Annotated in this window: 21 protein-coding genes and 5 pseudogenes; 17 read left to right on the top strand and 9 right to left on the bottom strand. The window is 56.9% G+C overall.

The genetic code is table 11. The features are described from left to right. Nucleotides 1-51 precede the first annotated feature (51 nt). Nucleotides 52-327, bottom strand: coding sequence for a short-chain dehydrogenase (locus tag AC3IX4_RS02940; RefSeq protein WP_489259155.1), 276 nt, complete (start codon nt 325-327; stop codon nt 52-54). Nucleotides 328-711: 384 nt separating this feature from the next. Here AC3IX4_RS02940 and AC3IX4_RS02935 point away from each other — a divergent pair, with 384 nt between their 5' ends. The 9 genes from AC3IX4_RS02935 to AC3IX4_RS02895 all read left to right on the top strand — a co-directional run bounded on the left by AC3IX4_RS02935 (nt 712) and on the right by AC3IX4_RS02895 (nt 9099). Further along, a complete protein-coding gene (locus AC3IX4_RS02935; protein ID WP_489259154.1) occupies nt 712-969 on the top strand; it encodes a PAAR domain-containing protein in 258 nt (85 codons plus the stop codon). A gap of 387 nt (nt 970-1356) precedes the next feature. Beyond that, on the top strand, nt 1357-2877 hold the full coding sequence (gene exaC / locus AC3IX4_RS02930; RefSeq protein ID WP_489259153.1) for an acetaldehyde dehydrogenase ExaC: 1521 nt from the start codon (nt 1357-1359) through the stop codon (nt 2875-2877). 112 nt (nt 2878-2989) lie between these two features. Beyond that, the gene (locus AC3IX4_RS02925) at nt 2990-4384 is read left to right on the top strand and encodes an ethanolamine ammonia-lyase subunit EutB (protein ID WP_489259152.1); all 1395 of its coding nucleotides are present in this window, start codon (nt 2990-2992) and stop codon (nt 4382-4384) included. Between the two features lie 8 nt (nt 4385-4392). After that, entirely contained in the window at nt 4393-5232 is an 840-nt protein-coding gene (eutC, locus tag AC3IX4_RS02920) for an ethanolamine ammonia-lyase subunit EutC (protein ID WP_489259151.1), read from the top strand. 111 nt (nt 5233-5343) lie between these two features. Further along, nucleotides 5344-5802, top strand: coding sequence for a GNAT family N-acetyltransferase (locus AC3IX4_RS02915; RefSeq protein WP_489259150.1), 459 nt, complete (start codon nt 5344-5346; stop codon nt 5800-5802). A 233-nt stretch (nt 5803-6035) separates the two neighbouring features. After that, nucleotides 6036-6689, top strand: a complete 654-nt coding sequence (locus AC3IX4_RS02910; protein WP_489259149.1) for a DedA family protein — start codon at nt 6036-6038, stop codon at nt 6687-6689. 3 nt (nt 6690-6692) lie between these two features. Continuing rightward, the gene (locus AC3IX4_RS02905) at nt 6693-7499 is read left to right on the top strand and encodes a M90 family metallopeptidase (RefSeq protein ID WP_489259148.1); all 807 of its coding nucleotides are present in this window, start codon (nt 6693-6695) and stop codon (nt 7497-7499) included. A gap of 195 nt (nt 7500-7694) precedes the next feature. Then, nucleotides 7695-8222, top strand: coding sequence for an inorganic diphosphatase (gene ppa / locus AC3IX4_RS02900; protein ID WP_489259147.1), 528 nt, complete (start codon nt 7695-7697; stop codon nt 8220-8222). A 166-nt stretch (nt 8223-8388) separates the two neighbouring features. Then, on the top strand, nt 8389-9099 hold the full coding sequence (locus AC3IX4_RS02895) for a S24 family peptidase (RefSeq protein ID WP_489259146.1): 711 nt from the start codon (nt 8389-8391) through the stop codon (nt 9097-9099). A 629-nt stretch (nt 9100-9728) separates the two neighbouring features. On the opposite strand, the pseudogene AC3IX4_RS02890 reads toward AC3IX4_RS02895, so the two are convergent. Next, nucleotides 9729-9902: pseudogene (locus AC3IX4_RS02890) on the bottom strand (transposase domain-containing protein); the annotation flags it as partial. A gap of 402 nt (nt 9903-10304) precedes the next feature. Here AC3IX4_RS02890 and AC3IX4_RS02885 point away from each other — a divergent pair. Then, a pseudogene (locus tag AC3IX4_RS02885) lies at nt 10305-10499 on the top strand (transposase domain-containing protein); the annotation flags it as partial. Then, nucleotides 10496-10810: a hypothetical protein gene (locus AC3IX4_RS02880; RefSeq protein WP_489259145.1), complete on the top strand. Its 315-nt coding sequence runs from the start codon at nt 10496-10498 to the stop codon at nt 10808-10810. The pseudogene AC3IX4_RS02885 and the gene AC3IX4_RS02880, both read left to right, overlap by 4 nt. Before the next feature lie 89 nt (nt 10811-10899). On the opposite strand, the gene tnpB is transcribed toward AC3IX4_RS02880, so the two are convergent. The 6 genes and pseudogenes from tnpB to AC3IX4_RS02850 form a co-directional block, all read right to left on the bottom strand. Beyond that, entirely contained in the window at nt 10900-11046 is a 147-nt protein-coding gene (gene tnpB / locus AC3IX4_RS02875; protein WP_489259144.1) for an IS66 family insertion sequence element accessory protein TnpB, read from the bottom strand. Between the two features lie 90 nt (nt 11047-11136). Then, nucleotides 11137-11481 (bottom strand): annotated as a pseudogene (locus AC3IX4_RS02870) (Sir2 family NAD-dependent protein deacetylase); the annotation flags it as partial. Nucleotides 11482-11510: 29 nt separating this feature from the next. Further along, nucleotides 11511-11843, bottom strand: a complete 333-nt coding sequence (locus AC3IX4_RS02865) for a DUF4760 domain-containing protein (RefSeq protein ID WP_489261195.1) — start codon at nt 11841-11843, stop codon at nt 11511-11513. 152 nt (nt 11844-11995) lie between these two features. Beyond that, complete coding sequence (locus AC3IX4_RS02860; RefSeq protein ID WP_489259143.1) at nt 11996-12412, bottom strand: DUF1810 domain-containing protein; 417 nt, start codon at nt 12410-12412, stop codon at nt 11996-11998. A 221-nt stretch (nt 12413-12633) separates the two neighbouring features. Further along, nucleotides 12634-15756 (bottom strand): type I restriction endonuclease subunit R, encoded by a 3123-nt coding sequence (locus AC3IX4_RS02855; protein WP_489259142.1) that lies wholly within the window; start codon nt 15754-15756, stop codon nt 12634-12636. Beyond that, nucleotides 15753-16532: pseudogene (locus AC3IX4_RS02850) on the bottom strand (PDDEXK nuclease domain-containing protein); the annotation flags it as partial. The gene AC3IX4_RS02855 and the pseudogene AC3IX4_RS02850, both read right to left, overlap by 4 nt. A gap of 7 nt (nt 16533-16539) precedes the next feature. Between AC3IX4_RS02850 and AC3IX4_RS02845 the strand changes: the two are divergent. The 5 genes and pseudogenes from AC3IX4_RS02845 (at nt 16540) to darG (ending at nt 18978) form a co-directional block, all read left to right on the top strand. Beyond that, entirely contained in the window at nt 16540-16788 is a 249-nt protein-coding gene (locus AC3IX4_RS02845; RefSeq protein ID WP_489259141.1) for a hypothetical protein, read from the top strand. A 53-nt stretch (nt 16789-16841) separates the two neighbouring features. Continuing rightward, a complete protein-coding gene (locus AC3IX4_RS02840; protein ID WP_489259140.1) occupies nt 16842-16994 on the top strand; it encodes a hypothetical protein in 153 nt (50 codons plus the stop codon). An 84-nt stretch (nt 16995-17078) separates the two neighbouring features. Further along, nucleotides 17079-17252, top strand: a pseudogene (locus AC3IX4_RS02835) (DarT ssDNA thymidine ADP-ribosyltransferase family protein); the annotation flags it as partial. Then, a complete protein-coding gene (gene darT, locus AC3IX4_RS02830; RefSeq protein ID WP_489259139.1) occupies nt 17249-17893 on the top strand; it encodes a type II toxin-antitoxin system toxin DNA ADP-ribosyl transferase DarT in 645 nt (214 codons plus the stop codon). The pseudogene AC3IX4_RS02835 and the gene darT, both read left to right, overlap by 4 nt. After that, complete coding sequence (darG, locus tag AC3IX4_RS02825; RefSeq protein WP_489259138.1) at nt 17890-18978, top strand: type II toxin-antitoxin system antitoxin DNA ADP-ribosyl glycohydrolase DarG; 1089 nt, start codon at nt 17890-17892, stop codon at nt 18976-18978. Before darT ends, darG begins: the two co-directional genes overlap by 4 nt. Before the next feature lie 180 nt (nt 18979-19158). Here darG and AC3IX4_RS02820 read toward each other — a convergent pair whose 3' ends face one another. Continuing rightward, a complete protein-coding gene (locus AC3IX4_RS02820; protein ID WP_489259137.1) occupies nt 19159-19770 on the bottom strand; it encodes a hypothetical protein in 612 nt (203 codons plus the stop codon). A 189-nt stretch (nt 19771-19959) separates the two neighbouring features. On the opposite strand from AC3IX4_RS02820, the gene AC3IX4_RS02815 reads away from it, so the two are divergent. Next, nucleotides 19960-20895 (top strand): LysR family transcriptional regulator, encoded by a 936-nt coding sequence (locus AC3IX4_RS02815; protein WP_489261194.1) that lies wholly within the window; start codon nt 19960-19962, stop codon nt 20893-20895. Nucleotides 20896-20941: the final 46 nt, after the last annotated feature.

The raw sequence follows: 20941 nt of genomic DNA, 5'->3' as shown, positions 1-20941 counted from the left end.
CATCGAGGCAGGGTAGCTTAGGGCGGGGAAAAACTCGACTGGTTTGGTCGGTCAGGGAAGAGCCGACCGGCCTTGAGGAAGATTGCGACCCAATACATCCAGCAAATCACAGCCGTCACGCATCAAAAGAGCAGCGGCTTGACTGATGTATTGCAAGTCGGTGCCGTCGGCGCTCATCAGCTCACTGCGCGCAAGACTCTCCAGTAGTTCAGTCGCAACACGAATTCGAAGAAGCGCATTGTTATGAAGATCAGAAACCGGAGCATGGCTATCAATGGCCAAGCAGGGAAGATCGCAATTGTTTGTAAGAGGAATGTACTGAGGCATGTAGGAGATCTCATTCGTTTGCCAGTGGAGATGCCCCCTATCGTCGCCAAACGAATAGGTGGCAGCTGTACGCAGGTTGGCGAACCGGAACGAATGACCCCGGCAGACCCGAAGGTCTCCCGCGCACAGCTGCCATAACACACAGCTTTGCGGGCACAAGGGAGCTCTGCAGAACCGGCAGAGCGCCGTTGCACATTCGTATCCGGGTCGCCAAACCCGATCGTCATAGGGACGACGGGCGGACTATAAGCCCCATTGTCTGAAGCGGGCAAGGTGCCGAACCAAAACCAGGAAGTATCCGACGCTAACTCAGGAATCACCTGCTTTTCCCTCCGACGTCGGGCCAATAACGTCGATGCCCCTCTCTCCCATTCGAGACACCTCATGAAACCCGTCGTCCTGATCGGCCATGCCCACCTCTGTCCCCTCCACGGCCCAGGTACCGTAGTCAGTGCCAGCGAAACCGTCCTGCTCAACGGCAAGGGTGTTGCCCGGGTGGGAGATGCCATTAGCTGTGGGGCTTTGATCATTGAGGGGTCGGCGATTTCCAACGTACAAGGCCGAGCCGTGGCGCGCGTGGGTGATCGGACAGATCATGGTGGGGTGTTGAGCGAGGGCGACGAAGGCTATTTGCTGGAATAAATAGCGGCAAGGTAGGAGCCGGCTTTAGCCGCGATGAACGCACCGCGGTATGCCTGACGCTCCGCGGTGCGTTCATCGCGGCTAAAGCCGGCTCCTACCCTAAGATTGTGTCGTTCACCGGTCGCGCTGTCGTTGCATTGAGAAATAGGCTGGAGGATGCTGGATTTACGCTCCTGTGGAGCAGGATAAATAGTGCACAGCAGTCATCTGATTGCTGCCACGCTCAACAAGTGCTCGCTGCCACCGTTTGTGTCAGTGAGGCTTGCTCTCTGCTTGCAGGCCTTGAATCTTCGGGATTCAACGCGCTGGCCCAACCTTTGCTCTACGCTTATCAACGTTTTCAACGCGTCCTCCCCCGATAAGTACAAAAGCCAGGAGAAACTCACCATGCGTTACGCTCAACCCGGAACCGAAGGCGCCCTTGTCACATTCAAAAGCCGCTACGGCAACTACATCGGCGGCGAGTTCGTGGCACCGGTCAAAGGCCAATACTTCACCAACATCTCGCCAGTGAACGGCCAGCCCATCGCAGAATTCCCTCGTTCCACCGCCGAAGACGTCGAAAAAGCCCTGGACGCCGCCCACGCCGCTGCCGATGCCTGGGGGACCACCTCAGTCCAGGCCCGTTCACTGATCCTGCTGAAAATCGCCGACCGCATCGAGCAGAACCTCGAAGTGCTGGCCCTGACTGAAACCTGGGACAACGGCAAGGCCATCCGCGAAACCCTGAACGCCGACATCCCGCTGGCGGCCGACCACTTCCGCTATTTCGCAGGCTGCATACGCGCACAAGAAGGCAGCGCGGCCGAGATCGACGGCAATACCGTGGCCTATCACATTCATGAACCACTGGGCGTGGTCGGTCAGATCATCCCGTGGAACTTCCCGATCCTGATGGCGGCCTGGAAACTGGCCCCAGCCTTGGCGGCCGGTAACTGCGTCATCCTCAAGCCCGCCGAGCAAACCCCGCTGGGCATCAGCGTACTGCTCGAGCTGATTGGTGATCTGCTACCACCGGGCGTGCTGAACATCGTTCAAGGCTATGGCCGCGAAGCCGGCGAAGCCCTGGCCACCAGCAAGCGCATCGCCAAGATCGCCTTCACCGGGTCCACCCCAGTGGGCTCGCACATCATGAAATGCGCGGCCGAAAACATCATCCCGTCCACCGTGGAACTGGGCGGCAAGTCGCCGAACATCTTCTTCGAAGACATCATGCAGGCAGAGCCTGCCTTTATCGAAAAAGCCGCCGAAGGCCTGGTGCTGGCGTTCTTCAACCAGGGTGAAGTGTGCACGTGCCCATCGCGGGCACTGGTGCAGGAATCGATCTACCCGGCCTTCCTGCAAGAGGTCATGAAGAAGATCAAGCAGATCAAGCGCGGCGACCCACTGGACACCGAGACCATGGTCGGCGCCCAGGCGTCCCAGCAACAGTTCGACAAGATTCTCTCGTACCTGGAAATTGCCGAACAGGAAGGTGCCGAGCTGCTGACCGGTGGCAAGGTCGAGCAACTGCAAGGCGACCTGGCCACCGGCTATTACATCCAGCCGACGCTGCTCAAAGGCAACAACAAAATGCGCGTGTTCCAGGAAGAAATCTTTGGCCCGGTGGTCAGCATCACCACCTTCAAGGACGAAGCCGAAGCGCTGGCGATTGCCAATGACACCGAGTTCGGCTTGGGTGCAGGCGTCTGGACCCGCGACATCAACCGCGCCTACCGCATGGGCCGTGGCATCAAGGCCGGTCGCGTCTGGACCAACTGCTACCACCTGTACCCCGCACACGCGGCATTTGGCGGTTATAAAAAATCCGGCGTCGGCCGTGAAACCCACAAAATGATGCTCGACCACTACCAGCAAACCAAAAACCTGCTGGTGAGCTACGACATCAACCCGCTGGGCTTCTTCTGACAACACCGCAACACAGCGTGGCCTTCACCCAAGGCCACGCTTTTCTGCCGAGGCCTTACACTGATAACCATCTCGCCGCAGGCTCAGGCCTGCAGCGCCACGGAGACTCTGTATGGCACATTTTGCGCACACCATCGGCGCCCAGACATACCGATTCGACAGCCTCAAGGACGTCATGGCCAAGGCCAGCCCGGCACGCTCCGGTGACTTCCTGGCCGGCGTCGCCGCGCTCAACGACGGCGAGCGGGTGGCTGCCCAAATGGCATTGGCCAATATTCCGCTCAAGCATTTCCTTGTAGAAGCACTGATTCCCTACGAAGCAGACGAAGTCACCCGGCTGATTATCGACGGCCACGATAAGGCTGCGTTTGCCGTGGTCAGCCACCTCACCGTGGGCGGCCTGCGTGACTGGCTGCTCAGCGAGGCAGCGGACGAGCAAAGCCTGCGCGCCCTGGAGCCTGGCCTGACCCCTGAAATGGCAGCTGCCGTGTCGAAGATCATGCGCGTCCAAGACCTGGTGCTGGTCGCCCAGAAAATCCGGGTAGTCACTCGCTTTCGGGGCACCCTGGGCCTGCGCGGTCGACTCTCGACCCGCTTGCAGCCCAACCATCCCACCGATGACCCTGCCGGTATCGCCGCCAGCGTGCTTGATGGCCTGCTGTACGGAAATGGCGACGCCATGATCGGCATCAACCCGGCCACCGACAGCATCGCTTCGATCTGCGACCTGCTGCAGATGCTGGATGCGGTGATCCAGCGCTACGACATCCCAACCCAGACTTGCGTATTGACCCATGTCACCACATCGATCGAGGCCATCAACCGCGGCATGCCGCTGGACCTGGTGTTCCAGTCCATCGCCGGCACCGAAGCGGCCAACGCCAGCTTCGGCATCAACCTCAATGTATTGCAGGAAGGTTACGAGGCAGGGCTGAGCCTGAACCGCGGCACCCTGGGGCAGAACCTGATGTATTTCGAGACTGGCCAAGGCAGCGCGCTATCAGCCAACGCCCATCACGGTGTCGACCAGCAAACCTGCGAAGCCCGCGCCTATGCAGTGGCACGCCACTTCAAACCGTTTCTGGTCAACACCGTGGTCGGCTTTATCGGCCCGGAGTACCTCTATAACGGCAAACAAATCATCCGCGCCGGGCTGGAAGACCACTTCTGCGGCAAGCTCCTCGGTGTGCCCATGGGCTGCGACATCTGCTACACCAACCATGCCGAAGCCGACCAGGACGACATGGACACCCTGCTGACGCTGCTGGGTGTGGCGGGCGTCAACTTCATCATGGGCATTCCGGGTTCGGACGACATCATGCTCAACTACCAGACGACGTCCTTCCACGATGCGCTCTACGCCCGTCAGACCCTGGGCCTGAAGCCCGCACCGGAATTCGAAGCCTGGTTGGCGCGTATGGGAATTTTCACTCAAGCAGATGGGAAAGTTCGCTTTGGCGATGCGCTGCCGCCAGCATTCCGTCATGCCTTGAAACAGCTCGGTTAGGTGTCCTCATGGAATCGAAAACCCCAAGCCCGCAAGACGCCGCAAACCCTTGGTTGGAACTGCGCCGCCTGACCCCGGCGCGGATCGCCCTGGGCCGAACGGGTGTCAGCTTGCCGACCAGCGCCCAGTTGGACTTCCAATACGCCCACGCCCAGGCCCGCGACGCCGTCCACCTGCCCTTCGACCAGAGTGGCCTTCGCAGGCAATTGACCGAGCTGGGCCATCCGAGCCTGCTGTTGCACAGCGCGGCCAGCGACCGCTACACCTACCTGCAGCGCCCAGACCTGGGCCGGCGCCTTGATGAAGCCTCGGCCCAGCGCCTGCGCGAACACACCCAGGCCAACCCCGGTGGCGTTGATCTGGCCATCGTGGTGGCCGACGGGCTCTCTGCGCTAGCGGTACATCGCCACACCCTGCCCTTTCTCACTCGCCTGTATGAAGACATGGCAGCCGATGGCTGGACCCAGTCGCCAATCGTGCTGGTGGAGCAAGGCCGAGTCGCAGTCGCCGATGAAGTGGGCCAATTTCTGCAGGCGCGCATGACCGTGATGCTGATCGGAGAGCGCCCGGGGCTCAGCTCCCCCGACAGCCTGGGCCTGTATTTCACCTACAATCCCAGGGTCGGCCTCAACGACGCCAGCCGCAACTGCATCTCCAACGTGCGCCTGGAAGGCCTGAGCTACGCCATGGCGGCCCATCGCTTGCTTTACCTGATGCGTGAGGCCTGTCGGCGCCAGCTATCGGGGGTCAACCTCAAGGATGAGGCGCAAGTCCACACCCTGGAATCTGAAGGCCAGCCGGACAAAAACCAGAACTTTTTGCTTTGCAGGGCTGAGAAGCCCGAGTGAAGCGCTGGGCAGCAGCGCCCGATTGCGATTTTTTTTTGCTTTAGGCAGCATTCAGGACGACGGCTGCCAGCGATTCGCCGCCCAACATTCGACTGGAACATGAGGAATGCTATGCGAATCATCCAAGCAACCCTTGAGCATCTGGACCTGATTGCTCCCCTGTTCGTCAAATATCGCGAGTTTTACGGTGAATTACCGTATCCAGACTCCTCGCGGGCCTTTCTGGAAAAACGCCTTCGTCGCAAGGAATCGGTCATCTACCTGGCCCTGTCTAATGATGACGACACCCGATTGCTGGGTTTCTGCCAGCTTTACCCCAGCTTTTCATCGCTCTCGCTCAAGCGCGTATGGATTCTCAACGACATTTACGTGGCCGAAGATGCACGCCGTCAGCTGGTTGCCGACCACCTGATCAACACGGCCAAAAAAATGGCCAGGGAAACCCAGGCCGTACGCATGCGGGTATCGACCAGCAGCAACAATGCAGTGGCGCAAAAGGTCTATGAATCCATCGGTTTTCGCGAAGATACCGAGTTCAAGAACTACGTTTTGCCGATCAAACAAGAATAGACCTTGCGGTTATTGGCGGGAGCCAGCCTCCCGCCGCCTTCTTCATTCGACCGTTGGACATGTGCGGCTACAAAGTGCTCGGGCATGAGTACAAACTGACCGTATAATCCCGGCTCTCCAGATTGTGTGAAAAGTTACTATCGCCATGCGCCATCCGGTGCCAGGCTTCTTTTCGACTTCGCACTGTCAGCCCCTCTCGACCCGTAGCCTCGGGTTTCAACAAGGTGTCACGCATGGATTTCAACCCGCTGGACCTCATTCTGCATCTCGATGTGTACCTCGACATGCTGGTCACCAACTATGGTGTGTGGATTTACGCCATTTTGTTTCTGGTGATTTTTTGCGAGACCGGTCTGGTGGTCATGCCATTTTTGCCGGGCGACTCCCTTCTATTTATTGCCGGCGCGGTCGCAGCCGGCGGCGGCATGGACCCGGTACTACTCGGCGGGCTGCTGATGGCGGCGGCGATCCTGGGGGACAGCACCAACTACGTGATTGGCCGAACGGCGGGCGAGCGCCTGTTCAGTAACCCCAAGTCGAAGATATTCCGTCGCGACTACCTGCAACAAACCCACGATTTCTATGAGAAGCATGGCGGCAAAACCGTCACCCTGGCGCGCTTCCTGCCCATCCTGCGGACGTTTGCGCCCTTCGTGGCCGGTATCGCCCGCATGTACTACCCGCGTTTTCTGTGCTTCAGCGTGGTCGGCACTGTGCTCTGGGTCGGCGGCCTGGTCACCCTGGGGTATTTCTTCGGCAACGTGCCGTTCATCAAGAAAAACCTCTCGTTGCTGGTAGTCGCCATCATCCTGTTGTCGCTGCTGCCGATGATCATTGGTTTGATTCGCAGCCGCATGAGCCGCAGCGCCAAGCCACAGTCGCACTGACCCATGTGGTCGCTAAGCGCCTGGCGACGGCGCCGACGCCTGGCGCGTGACCCGCTGGACCCACAGATGTGGCAGCGGGTCCGCCAGCATCTGACGATCCTCGACGGCCTGACCGACGAGGAAGATCGCTACCTGCAAGAAACCAGTGTGTTGTTCCTACAGGAAAAACACCTGAGCCCCCTGCCGGGCATCACCCTGGACCGCGAGCACCAATTGCTGCTCGCCGCCCAGGCGCAACTGCCTCTACTCCACCTCGGCGAACTAGACTGGTACCAGGGCTTTCACGAAATCTTGCTTTACCCCGACGACTTCCTGAGTCCCCAACGCTACCGTGATGCCAGCGGCATCGAACACGAGTGGGACGCCGAACACAGTGGCGAAGCCTGGCAACAGGGCCCGATCATCCTGGCCTGGCCTGGGGTGCAATCGAGCGGCGGTTGGGACGGCTACAACCTGGTGATCCATGAACTGGCGCACAAACTCGACATGCTCAACGGCGCCGCCAATGGCCTGCCGCCCCTGCACAGCGACATGCGCGTGAGCGACTGGGCCAGCGCCATGCAGCACGCCTTTGATGACCTCAACCGCCAGCTGGACAAAAACCCAAACGCGGAAACCGCCATAGACCCCTACGCTGCCGAAAACCCGGCTGAGTTCTTTGCCGTCACCAGCGAATACTTCTTCAGCGCCCCCGACGTGCTGAATGACGCCTATCCTAAAGTGTACGAACAACTCAAAGCCTTCTACCGCCAGGACCCGCTAACCCGCCTGCAGGCCTTGCAAACCAACCACCCCGCCTACCACCCATAGGCGATGCGGTCCAATGTAGGAGCCGGGTTTACCCGCGATGAACGCGCCACGGTTTACCTGACGCACCGCGGTACGGCCATCGCCAGCAAGCTGTGCTCCTACCAAAATGCCGAGCATCCGGGCAGGCGTGGCAACCGCTGCGGAATGTGCCTATAATCGCGACCAATTTTTGGCCAAACATGGGGGCAATGCCCAATGAGCTACAGCAAGATTCCGGCTGGCAAAGACCTGCCGAACGACATCTACGTCGCCATCGAGATTCCGGCCAACCACGCGCCGATCAAATACGAGATCGACAAGGACAGCGACTGCCTGTTCGTTGACCGTTTCATGGCCACCCCAATGTTCTACCCGGCCAACTACGGTTTCATCCCCAACACCCTGGCCGACGACGGTGACCCCCTCGACGTGCTGGTCGTGACCCCGTACCCAGTGGCGCCAGGCTCGGTTATCCGCGCGCGCCCAGTCGGCATCCTGCACATGACCGACGACGGCGGCGGCGACGCCAAAGTCATCGCCGTACCGCACGACAAACTGACGCAGCTGTACGTCGACGTCAAAGAGTACACCGACCTGCCAGGCCTGCTGCTGGAGCAAATCAAGCACTTCTTCGAGAACTACAAAGACCTCGAAAAAGGCAAGTGGGTCAAGATCGAAGGCTGGGGCGACGCTGAAGCTGCCCGCGCTGAAATCACCAAATCGGTTGCTGCCTACAAAGGCTGATCAACCGCTTGGTAAAAAACCCCGGAATTCCGGGGTTTTTTTATGCCTGCACAAAATGCACCTACAAGGCCCTACACCCACATCGCACACAGAGCCCGATTTTTCCTAAGCGAATAAACACCGCGTTCATTTAAGCGTCCAATTCAGACGGCTAGACTTTGGCCTCATGAAAACCTCTGGTGAACGCCTAAAAGCACTCCTCGACGAGTGCCACCTGACCGCTTCGGACTTCGCCCTGCACCGCGACGTCACGCCCCAGCACGTCAATAACTGGTTCAAACGCGGCGTACCGCTGGCAAGGCTCGACGACATCGCCGAACTGCTGTGCGTGCAAAGCAAATGGCTACGCACCGGCAAAGGCCCGAAACATCCCCCCAACACCATCCTGGAACCCAATCCAGCCCCCACCTTCCTGGCCCTGCCCTCTGGGCAAGACATACAACTGCCCTACTACCACCTGCACAACGGCCAACTGCTGAAAATGGGCGATCACCACCTGCGCCTGCAACTCAAGGCCCTACAACAACTGGGCGTCGACCCCGACCAAGCCATCGGCCTGCAAATGCCCGACAACAGCCTAGGCGCCGACCTACCCCAAGGCTCCAGCCTGGCCATCGCCCGCCACACCACCCGATTGTTCCATGGCGAGCGCTACGCCCTGCTGTACCAAGGCAAACTGCGCATCCAGTACCTCAAGCGCATGTCCGGCGGCACCCTGCACATGCGCACCCACCTGCACAGCGAACAACCCGACATCATCCTCAACCGCAAGCAACTGCGCACCGAAGGCGTAGACATCGTAGGCTGGGTATTCTGGTGGGCAATGTACCGACAACAGCGCCCCAAACGCGGAAAAATCGCGCAATCCCTGGAGTAAAGGTGATTTTTTGCTGGGCTTTGCGAAACATTCCCAGTATCCTACGCCCCACATTTTCAGCGCCCTCGCCAAAGGCGAAGCAGCGCGCTGAGGTGGGATGAGTGACATGCTCATCGCACCACTCCCAGCCCCGTTCGAGCGGCTGGACAACGATTGAAGGCTGTTGCGGCTTACCAAAAATAAGCCAAGACCGTCCCCGAGAAGCCGGCCACAAGCCGGCTTTTTAATGCCTGAAACCCTTACAAAATAAGGCCTTGATACAAAAATTAGAATTTGACCCACACCCAAGCACTGGGCTTTCCGCGGCGCCATCGGTTCGGTTTTCCGGTCTAGCTGAAGTCGAAAACTGAAGCGTCCAGTGGACACAACGACGCGACCGCTAGGTAATTGCACAGACTTGCCACCCATATGCATTGATGCATTGGATCTGACAAGCACGCTCGTGGTCATGACCGGCAGTGATGACCCAAAGCGGCCGGTCGGGATTTAAGAAGTGAGAAGCGACTCAGTACTAAACAAGATTTCACGCTGCTTTCTCATCACTGGAACGCACGGGCATCGGATCGTATCCGTGATACTGAAAGTCGTGTCATGTACCCAATTTCGGAGTATTGCAGGTGAAAAATGCATTACGCCAAGGCCTCGACAAGCCTCGGCAACCAGAGAGATGCAGGGCCCACCAGCGTATCTTTCAGCCATGCACTCGGCTCAATGCCGTTGACCTTTGCGGTCTCGACCAAGCTGTAGATCTGAGCACTGGCCGTGGCGCCCTTGGGGGTATCACTGAACAGCCATGCTTTGCGCTTATGCCAAGCTTGGCATAATCGCAATTATCCGCAGTAGGAAATTATGCTCAGTTCGCCCGTCCCCGGTTTCGTGGTCGCATAGCCCGCCTGCTTTCCGGGTCTCCTGGCACGTTTCGGACACGCCATAATTTTCGGTGGTTCCCGTAGAGCCCGCCCCCTCTAAGGAGTACACCATGCCTGCGGATCAATAACTGGCGAGACTTGATTGCGGCCATCGCCCCATCAGGAAGCAAGCCCACGCGCTATCGCCCGACTGACGCCCTGCTCAAATTTCTGGAAAGTCTCTGAAATTATGCAAAGCCGACAGCGTAGGCTGCGAGGTGCGCTGACCTTCGCTGCCAGATACCTGACATAATTTACGACTGCGGATAATTACGATTATGCCAAGCTTGGCATAATCGCAAGAACTGGCTCTTCAGTGATACGCCCAAGGGCGCCGCAGCCAGTGCGCAGATTTACAGCCTGGTCGAGACCGCCAAAGCTAACGGCCAAGAGCCCTATACGTGGCTACGCCACGTACTGGAACGAATACCGCAGGCTAAATCGGTTGAAGACTTTGAGGCGCTACTACCTTGGAATTGGAGGACATCATGAGTATCAATATTGATCACCTAAGTGTCGATGAGTTGGTGACGCTAAATCATCGCATTATCGAACGGCTGAAGATGTTGGAATCGTTGGAGGCTCATAAATCAATGATGCAGTTCCATCCAGGCGCTCGGGTAAGCTTCGACTCGCCCAGCGGTGAGCGCCTGTCCGGTACCGTCATGAAATTCAACCGCAAGACTGTCACCGTGGTGACCGACACCAGTCAACGCTGGAATATTTCGCCGCACTTACTATCACCGATTAAAAACGTACAGGCTGGGACGGTGGTGGATATCAAGCCACAAAGAACGAAGTAACTGCACTATGAATGACCTCCGTGCCAGCATGATTTGATTACCCCCACCTCAGGCGTAGCCTGTTTGGGTAGGCGGGGGTCATGGATCAGTTACAGAAAAACGAACAGCACGGGGTCGAACACAGCGACCTTGATATCCAACTCCACCAGGGCTGCGAGGCCGTCGATGGATTTTCGGAAGTCCACGGGCTTGGGGTAGAGGTAGACCTTTTCGACTTTGGCGTCGGGACACATCATGGTGGCTGGCTCTTGATGGAAATCGGGAGCACAGCATCAGGCTTCAACTGGCCGCGTTGAATGTGTACACGGTGGATCGCTTACCTTACATCCTACTCTCTCATGCAGGTCATCGACGTTTTGAGTGATGACTGTCACATGAGGCAAGCACTGTGTCAGCGTGACTACTGCCAAGTGCGCATCATTGGGTTGTGCCTTGCCAACAAGCGTTCGACGCCAGGAATACTATCCCCATACCAATCCTGGATCTCTTACAAAAGCAGCAGGAGTGGCCAGCTGCTGCGGATCGTAATGAGACCAGAGGCCGGTCATGTGATCGCGGGGGAAGGTGGCGATATCGCTTTCTGCAGAAATGCCGGCACCGGTAAAAATGACAACATGCCGGGCAACTCGCAGGCGTTCCACCGTATTGACGAATAGGGCTTCAGAACTCATCTTTTCACCTAAAAAAGCCGCATACACCGTCAGACTTGGGAGCACTGATCTCGCAACCAATCGAAGTTGCTCCAGTATTTTTGGTCGCCGCCTGGTTGGGCACGCTTCTTCTGAATGTAAGGCGCAAGCACTTGGTGGCAGTGCAGGATACTGGGTGCCCAGTTTTCAATGATGATGTGTTTGTTCTTGATCAAATCTGCACGCAAAAGCGCCGCAACAACATCGTAGTTGGCGCATGTCAACGAGGCATGCTTCGCATGGGTATCGTCCCAGCCATCATGATGGATAGACGATAGAGTGGCGCGAACCTCTTGCCGAGCGTCGCGTGCCTCACTGGCTTGTAGAAACTCGACGATCGAAATGATGCTCTGCGCCTCAGAAGCCTGTTGTGTCGCTTTAAGTTACTCGGTCAATATACTGATCTGACGAATAACCAGATACACAGAAAAAAAAGCAACCAACGCCACGATTACTTGTACCGCTAACGTCGATATTTCGTAATTACTCATTTTGCTTATCTTGCTCCTTCAAGTATTTCACGTGTTCTTAAATCTACCTTGATCCCGCTATCCAGCGTCCGCGCATACAAGGACCCAGCACCTGCGGCAGCAGCAAAAAGCGTCATACAAGATGCAAATTTCAGTGCATCGAGCTCTCCGAAAAGTTCTTTTAGAGGAATTTTTGAACTCAATACTGCACGGGTCGCCCGATCAAGTCGCGGTCCCAACAGCGAGTGTTCCAGATAGTCACGAGCCTCCTCAACGCCACTCAGGCCATAGTACGTAGCTTTATCACTGGCGCCCAGACCGCGTAACTGGGGAAAGATAAACCACATCCAGTGGCCTTCCTTTCTTCCACTTTCAAGCTCACGTATGGCTAGTTCATAGTCCGATGCTTGAGCCAGAACAAAACGCGTCAGTGATTCAGTCATGTGAGGCTCCGATTCGGTTTCAAGATGCTGATAAAAATAAATCGCACCTAGTTTCGTAGAGACTGTCAACAGCCGCAATGGTTAGTTTGGATCACCCGCAAATTACCGCTTCGGATGTAGATTCAACCGAAGGATGCAGCACATTGGGGAAACCTGAAAACGCTGCGGAGATATTTTGATTGGCCATTCCCCGCAAGAGAGAGTGGCCGATCCCATCCACGCTATAACCAAGCCTCACACAGCGTCTCGGCTTGGTTGAGAATCAGCTGAGCAGCCTCCTCGGCTTGATCCGGCGGGTATTTGTATTTGCGCAGAATCCGCCGCACCAAGATACGCAATTTGGCCCTCACGCTTTCACGGCTGCTCCAATCGACACTGACGTTAGCCCGCAGGCTAGCGGTCAACTCATGGGCAATTTTGGCCAGGATTTCGTCGCCCAGCTCACGCACCGAGGCTTCGTTGGTAGCCAACGCATCATAAAACGCCAACTCGTCATCGTTGAGCCCCAGTTCATCGCCGCGTTTACTTACCGCAGCGAATTTCTTGGCCATTTCGATCAGCTCTTCAATGACCTGGGCGGTTTCGATAGAGCGGTTTTGATAGCGTTTGATCACATTGGCCAGTAGCTCGGAGAATTTCTTCTCCTGGGCCAGGTTGGTGCTGTAACGGCTCTTGATCTCGCCTTCCAGCAAGCGCTCCAAGAGCTCGACCGCGAGGTTCTTCTCGGGCAGATTGCGCACCTCGGCGAGAAACGCATCGTCGAGCAGGCCGATATTGGGCTTGTCCAAGCCCACCGCCTCGAAGATATCTACTACGTCGCCAGAGACCACGGCATTGCCAATGATCTGGCGAATGGCCAACTCACGCTCTTCGTCGGTCTTTTTCTGCTGACTGACTTCACGCTTGATCAAGATCACCTTGATCGCCTGGAAGAACGCCACTTCCTCGCGTACGGCCTTAGCTTCATCCAAGGTGCAGCACAGGGTGAAGGCCTTGCCCATGGCCAGTGCTGTGTCAGCAAAGCGCTTTTTGCCATCTTCCAGACCCAACACATGGTTGGCTGCCCCGGCCAGGAGCTTGTGTCCGCCGGTGAGGAAATCGCTGTAATCAAAGCCATGCAACAGGCTGCGCAAGACATCGAGCTTCTCCTCCAGCACCGAATAGGCTTCATGGGCATCCACGGTCGGCCGCCCTTTGCCCTTGCTGCCGGTGTACTCCTTGAGCGCTGCTTTCAGCTCATTGGCGATACCGATGTAGTCCACCACCAGGCCGCCTTGCTTGTCTTTAAAGACACGGTTAACCCGGGCAATGGCTTGCATCAGGTTATGGCCCTTCATTGGCTTGTCCACGTACAGGGTGTGGACGCAAGGCGCATCAAAGCCGGTCAGCCACATATCACGGACGATCACCAGCTTGAGCGGATCGAACGGATCCTTGAAGCGCTTTTCCAGGCGTTTTTTGACCTGCCCAGAATAGATGTGCGGCCGCAGCAAGGCCTTGTCCGATGCACTGCCGGTCATGACGATCTTGATCGAGCCTTTCTCCGGGTCTTCGTCGTGCCACTCCGGACGCCGAGCGACGATCTCGTTGTACAGGTGCACACAGATCTCTCGGCTCATGGCCACTACCATGGCCTTGCCGGGCATCTGGCCCATACTCACCAGCCCTTGATTACGCTCCTCAAAGTGCGTGATTAGGTCGGCAGCCACGCTTTGAATCCGCGGCTCGGCCCCGACTACTTTCTCCAGCGCAGCCCAACGGCTTTTCAGGCGCGACTGCTGGTCGTCCTCTTCATCCTCGGCCAGTTCATCGACCTGATCGTCGATCGTGGGTAGCTCACTATCTTTCAACGACAGCTTGGCCAGACGCGACTCGTAGTAGATAGCGACGGTCGCGCCATCTTCGGTGGCCTGTTGCATGTCGTAGACGTGAATGTATTCACCGAAGACCGAGCGGGTGTCGCGATCCTCGCTGGACACTGGGGTGCCCGTAAACGCCACAAAAGTGGCGTTCGGCAGCGCATTGCGCAGGTGTTGGGCATAACCTACCTGGTAACGGGCCTGGCTCTCGGCCACTTGAAGGCCGGTTGGCGCTTTCAACTCGGCATTGAACCCATATTGAGTGCGATGGGCTTCGTCGGCGATGACGACGATGTTTGAGCGCAGGGACAGTACCGGGAAGCTGTCTTCATCAACCCCGGGCATGAACTTCTGGATAGTGGCAAACACAATACCGCCACTGGGCCGGTTGGCCAGTTTGGTGCGCAAATCGCCACGTGAGTCCACTTGGACTGGCTGTTCGCGCAGTAGATCCTGGGACAGCGAGAACACCCCGAACAACTGGCCATCCAGGTCGTTGCGATCAGTGATCACCACAATGGTTGGGTTCTCCATCGCCGCTTCCTGCATCACCCGTGCGGCGAAACAGGTCATGGTGATGCTTTTGCCCGAGCCCTGGGTGTGCCAGACCACCCCACCTTTATGGGTGCCACCTGGACGCGAGGCGGTGACCACCTGCTGAATGGCGGCGCGTACGGCGTGAAATTGGTGATAGCCGGCAATTTTCTTAACCAGCCGGCCGTCATCCTCGAACAACACGAAGTAGCGCAGGTAATCGAGCAGCATCTCCGGCGCCAAAGCACCGCGCACCAGGGTCTCCAGCTCGTTGAATTGACCCAGCGGGTCGAGATCCTCGCCGTCGATGGTGCGCCAGTTCATGAAGCGTTCGGCATCAGCCGACAATGAACCCATGCGGGCTTCGCTACCGTCGGAAATCACCAGGATTTCGTTGTACTGGAACAGGTCAGGGATCTGCTCCTTGTAGGTCTGGATCTGGTCGAAGGCTTTGCCTAGGTCGGCCTTCACATCTGCCGGATTTTTCAGCTCCAGCAACACCAACGGCAGGCCGTTGACGAACAGGATGATGTCCGGGCGCCGGGTGTGTTTCGGCCCTTGGATGCTGAACTGATTGATCGCCAGCCAGTCGTTAGCCTTCACTTCGGCCCAGTCGATCAGACGGACAAAGTCGCCGCGGGTTTCACCCTCTTTTTGGTACTGCACCGATACGCCACTGACCAACAGGCGATGGAACAAGCGGTTGGCCGACAGCTGTACCGGCAGGCCCAGCTCGAGTACCTGCTTGAGCGCGTCTTCGCATGCGGCCAGCGGTACCTTGGGATTGAGCTTGGCCATGGCACTGCGCAGGCGCTCGATCAAGACCACCTGACGGTAATGATCGCGCTCTGGGCATTCGCCATCATGAGCAATATCCGGCCCATACAGGTGTGTGTAGCCCGCCTCTGCCAGCCAGCCGAGGGCTTCCTGTTCCAGTTGGTCTTCGGTCATTCCACTTCACTTCCTGTGCTCAAATCATCGGCCAGCTCCGCCTCGATCTCGGCAATGCTCGGCAGATTTCTTCCCAGATTCTCGGGCAAGTCACGCAGCAATTGGTATTCGGCTACACCGATAGGTTTGTCGATGCCCGACAACGCGTACTCGGCCACCAGGCGATTTTGCTGTTTACACAACAGCAGGCCGATAGTGGGCTTGTCGTCATCGGCCTTGATCTGTGCATCCACCGCAGCCAGGTAGAAATTCAATTGGCCGGCGTGTTCGGGTTTGAAGGCTGTAGCTTTGAGCTCCACGACCACGTAGCACTTGAGGCGGGTGTGATAGAACAGCAGGTCGATGAAGAACTCATCACCACCTACTTCAAGGCGAAACTGCCGACCGACGAAGGCAAAACCTGCCCCTAATTCCAGCAGAAATCGGGTGATATGGCGGATCAACCCATCTTCGATGTCGCGCTCGTGGGCATCGTCGCCCAGACCAAGAAAATCGAACAGATAGGGGTCCTTCAGGGTTTCTTGGGCCAAGGCTGACTCAGCCGCCGGCAGGCGGGCGACAAAGTTGGTGACCGCTGAGCCCTGGCGCTGCTGCAAGCGGTTCTTGATGTTCTGCTCCAGCGTACTGCGTGACCAGCCATGCAGAACGGTGTGTTGCGCATACCACTCGCGCTCAGCAGGACTGTCCAGCTTGGTTAGCAGGGTCACCACGTGGAACCAGGGCAATTGGTCAGCAGCCTGCTGACCAAATTGGCGATCCGGGCAATGCTGACAAAACATTCAGATGCTTGAAGTGGTCGCCCAGGCGTTAGGCCAAGAACTTTGCCAAGAGGTCGCCTTTGTTGGCGGCTGCACTACTGCCTTGCTGCTGACTGATGAATTCAGCCGCGAAGAAGTCCGTTACACCGATGATGTCGATTTGGTTGTGCACCTGACCGGCTATGCCCAATGGCAAAAGTTGGTCGAACAACTACAGCACAAAGGCTTCAAGCAATCTGCGCAAGACGAGGTTATCTGCCGCATGCGCTCCTGAGGCGCAGCAAATCGTGGTGTCCAACCTCAAGGATTTAAGACCTTGGCTGATGTATGACTGAGCCCATCAATACACCGGCCGCCGTGCAGAATCAGATCAACTCAATACACGGGCCAGGCCTGCCAGTCATCGACCGCCAGACTGGTGAAATCCGCCAGACCAGTCGTACTCACACGCTCTTCACCATTCGCTGGGCAGTCGCCTAATGCGTCGCGAAAAACCAATTTCAAGAACACGCTTCGCAAACATGTCGCTGAAACCAAAAAATAGCGACACGAGAAAGGCGCTCCGATTGCAAAAGCATCTGCATGGCAGAATGCCTCTCGCCTGGTGTCGTCGCACCGAAAGACTTTTCTACGATTTTTGTCCCAAACTCTGAGGCCTAGAGCCTCTGCACAGAAAAAATGCGCGAGGCAGGTGTTAAGGTACGTCTCACCGTGAATCCGGGAATGTTTCGTAAATGATCTACAGCAGACTGAATCCAGAGAAGGCTCTGATTTGGCGTATCGTCCATCGCGATAACCTGCCTTGGATTCTGGACAACGGTCTGCACTGCGCAAATTCGGACGTGCAGGCACCGCAGTACGTGAACATTGGCAACGCTGACTTGATCGACAAGCGCCGATCTCGGCACATCCCGATAGCACCGGGAGGGGTACTGGCCGACTACGTATCCTTCTATTTCACCCCCTTCTCTGTAATGATGAAAAACATTCATTCTGGGTGGAGTGTTCAGCAACGTAGCAACGACGAGATCGTGATTCTGGTTTCCAGCCTGCACCGCGTCGAACAGCTTGGCCTACCGTTCGTCTTCACAAACGCACATGCCTACCCGGATTGGACAGACTACTACAGCGATCTGGCGAGTCTCTGCGAGATCGATTGGCCTATCCTTCAACGGCGCGACTTCAAACGCGAACCTGATGACCCTCGAAAGATGGAACGTTATCAGGCCGAAGCGCTGATTCACCATCACCTACCGATTACAGGACTGCTGGGCATCATGTGCTACACCGATGCAATGAAAGAACGCATAGAACGAGACGTGGCCACTAGAGGCCTGACGTTGCCTGTTCATGCGCGTCCTGGATGGTATTTCCAATGATCAGATTCACCCAAGGCAACCTTCTGGAAGCCAAGACCGAGGCCCTCGTCAACACGGTGAATACCGTTGGCGTGATGGGCAAAGGTATCGCGCTGATGTTCAAAGAGCGCTTCGCGGAGAATTACCGTCTGTACTCGGCTGCGTGCAAGGCTGGCGAAGTGGAGACAGGCAAAGTTCACGTAACTGCAGTCAACGAACTGGAAGGTCCCCACTGGATCGTAAACTTCCCTACCAAACGTCACTGGCGATCACCTTCGCAGATGGCATGGGTGACGGAAGGCCTACACGATCTGCGCCGTTTTTTGATTGAAAACCAGGTTAAATCTGTCGCCGTCCCACCGCTGGGCGCCGGTAACGGGGGCTTGAAGTGGCCTGAAGTCCGTGAACAGATTGTTGCTGCGTTGAGTGATCTGGATGTGGATGTCTTGGTGTTCGAGCCCTCCAGCCAGTATCTGAATGTCGCCAAACGTAGCGGAGTGGAAAAACTCACGCCTGCTCGCGCGCTCATTGCCGAATTGGTTCGGCGCTATTGGGTTTTAGGCATGGAATGCAGCCTGCTTGAGATTCAGAAGCTGGCCTGGTTCCTGGAACGCGCCATAGAAAAGCTGCCGGACACCGAGAACCCTCTGGACCTTAAGTTTGTAGCTCATAAATACGGTCCGTATGCCAATCGATTGGAGCATCTGCTCAATAATCTTGATGGTAGCTATCTGCATTGCGACAAACGTATCAGTGATGCGGGTATCAGTGATGTGATCTGGTTTGACGAAGAGCGTAAAGCCTTTCTGCAAACCTATCTCAAAACAGAAGCCAAGGAGTATTCCCAAGCGTTGGAGCGCACCGCCGAGCTGATCGATGGCTTTGAGTCGCCCTTTGGCATGGAGTTATTGGCAACGGTTGATTGGTTGCTAAGCCAGGGAGGGGTTTCCCCGACCGTGCCTGCCGTGCGCGAAGCGTTGAGGCATTGGGATGGTGGAGCCGCTGCTGCCTCTCGCAAGAGCAAGCTGTTTGACGATCAGGCGCTTGATATTGCGCTCAAACGCCTTACCTCCAGTAGTTTCAGGCCTGAGATGGCCACCTGCTAGATGAGGTATAAATCAGTGCAGGAACACTGACCAATGCGACCTTAAAACTGAGGGCAGTGTGCTTTCCTGCTGAAATTGTCCAACAGGCTGTTGGACAATTTCCCTTGAGGGCCAAACTCAAGGATAAGGCCTTGGCTTATGTATGACTGAGCCCATGAGCACCCCGGCCGCCGTACAGAATCAAATCAACTCCACACACGGCTCCGCCCTACGCCCGTCATACGCCATCACCTTAAACCCAAGCTTCTCAATCAACCCCGGCACATCTCGCTTCAACTCCTCACATACCGCCGTCACCTTCTGCAGCGCCGTGGTCTCAGCGCAATCCAAGTACTTGTTCCAAAACAGCGCATCCAGCGTCGTGGACTCGACGAACTCGATTGACTTGTTGTACCCCGCCATCCAGCGCAGTTTGCTGCCCGCTACCAACAGGCGGGCGAGGTTGTCCATTTCGCCGAACATGCAGCTGCCGAAGTAGAGCGAATCCATGGTGCCGCGAATATCATCCAGGCTGCTGATGGCATTTTTGATTCGCGTGATACTGATGGCCTGTTCGTTGGAGCCGTAGATGCCTTCGGGCGATCCGTGGGCGGCGATGTAGACGTGGCGCATGTTGTCGGTTTCGCACAAGCGCTGGAGAATTTCCCGAAAGGCGTCACCGCTGTTGAACATCTCGTAGTGGTAGGCGTGGGAGTTTTCGAAGTGCAGCTCGCAGATAAAATCGAAGATGCTTTTGACGGTGAGGTTACGACCTACAAACCATTTCCCTTCCAATACGGCTAGACCCGACATTTTCAACGTTCCTGTTTGCGTGATCTCACCTGCTCGGCCTGAGCAGGCGACAAAATGATGGCATTATGCCTACGCTTGCTGGAGATCACAGCAACCACTACCGTACACAGCTACTTCCATCTGCTTGCCTGCCATGGCCTGCTTCACTATTGCGGGCCGGGCTCGATGCCATTCGCGAATCAAAACTCCATGATCAGCCTGCGCCATATCGAAGTCTTCCGCGCCATCATGACCACCGGCAGCGTGACCGGTGCCGCTCTGTTCTTGCATACCAGCCAGCCCACGATCAGCCGCGAACTCGCCCGCCTCGAACAGCTCCTTGGCTTTGAGCTGTTCAAGCGCGAACGCGGCCGCCTGCACCCTACCGCCCGGGCGCTGTTGCTGTTTGAGGAGGTGGGCCGGGCGTATACCGGTCTGGATCGCTTGGTCGCTTTTGCTGGCAACTTGCAGGAGTTCACTGAGGGCCAGTTTTCCATTGCCTGTTTGCCCGCCTTTTCCCAGTCGTTGCTGCCCATGGCGTGTCAGGCGTTTTCGCAGGTCAACCCGAATACCAGCATCGTGGTGGCGGCCTTTGACTCGCCTCATCTGGAGGAGCAACTCAGCGCCCAGCGCCACGATATTGGCCTGACCGAGCAGGACGAGGCGCCGCGGGGCACTGCGTTGCAGCCGCTGCTGAGTGTCGATGAGGTGTGCGTGCTGCCCGACGGGCACCCGCTGTTATTAAAGGAAAGGCTTTCGGTGACGGACTTTCAGGATCAGGCCTTTGTTAGTCTGGCGGCCGATGACAGTTACCGAAGGCAGATCGATCAGATCTTTCGTGCAGCAAGTGTCCACAGGCGTATGCGTATCGAGACGCATAATGCGGTGTCGGTCTGTTCGATGGTGCAGGCCGGGCTTGGGATCGCGATTATCAATCCGCTCACGGCGCTCACCTTTCTCGGTCAAGGCCTGCAGATTCGCCCCTTGGCGTTTTCGTTGCCGTTCAAGGTGAATGGTGTGCAGCCGCTGTATCGACCCGCTACGCCCTTGCGTGATGTTTTCCTTGAGGTGCTCAAGGTCGAGATCCAACGCATCGTTAGCCGGCTCGCGGCCTTGGGCGTGCAAGCCCATATCAAAAATGAATAGACAGCCTAATCAAGAGTATTTTTCTTGATAGTCCGCATCTGTCATT

This window comes from Pseudomonas sp. KH_021, assembly GCF_057838865.1.
The sequence above is the reverse complement of the archived record's forward strand: the minus strand, read 5'-3'. Positions and strand labels throughout refer to the sequence as shown.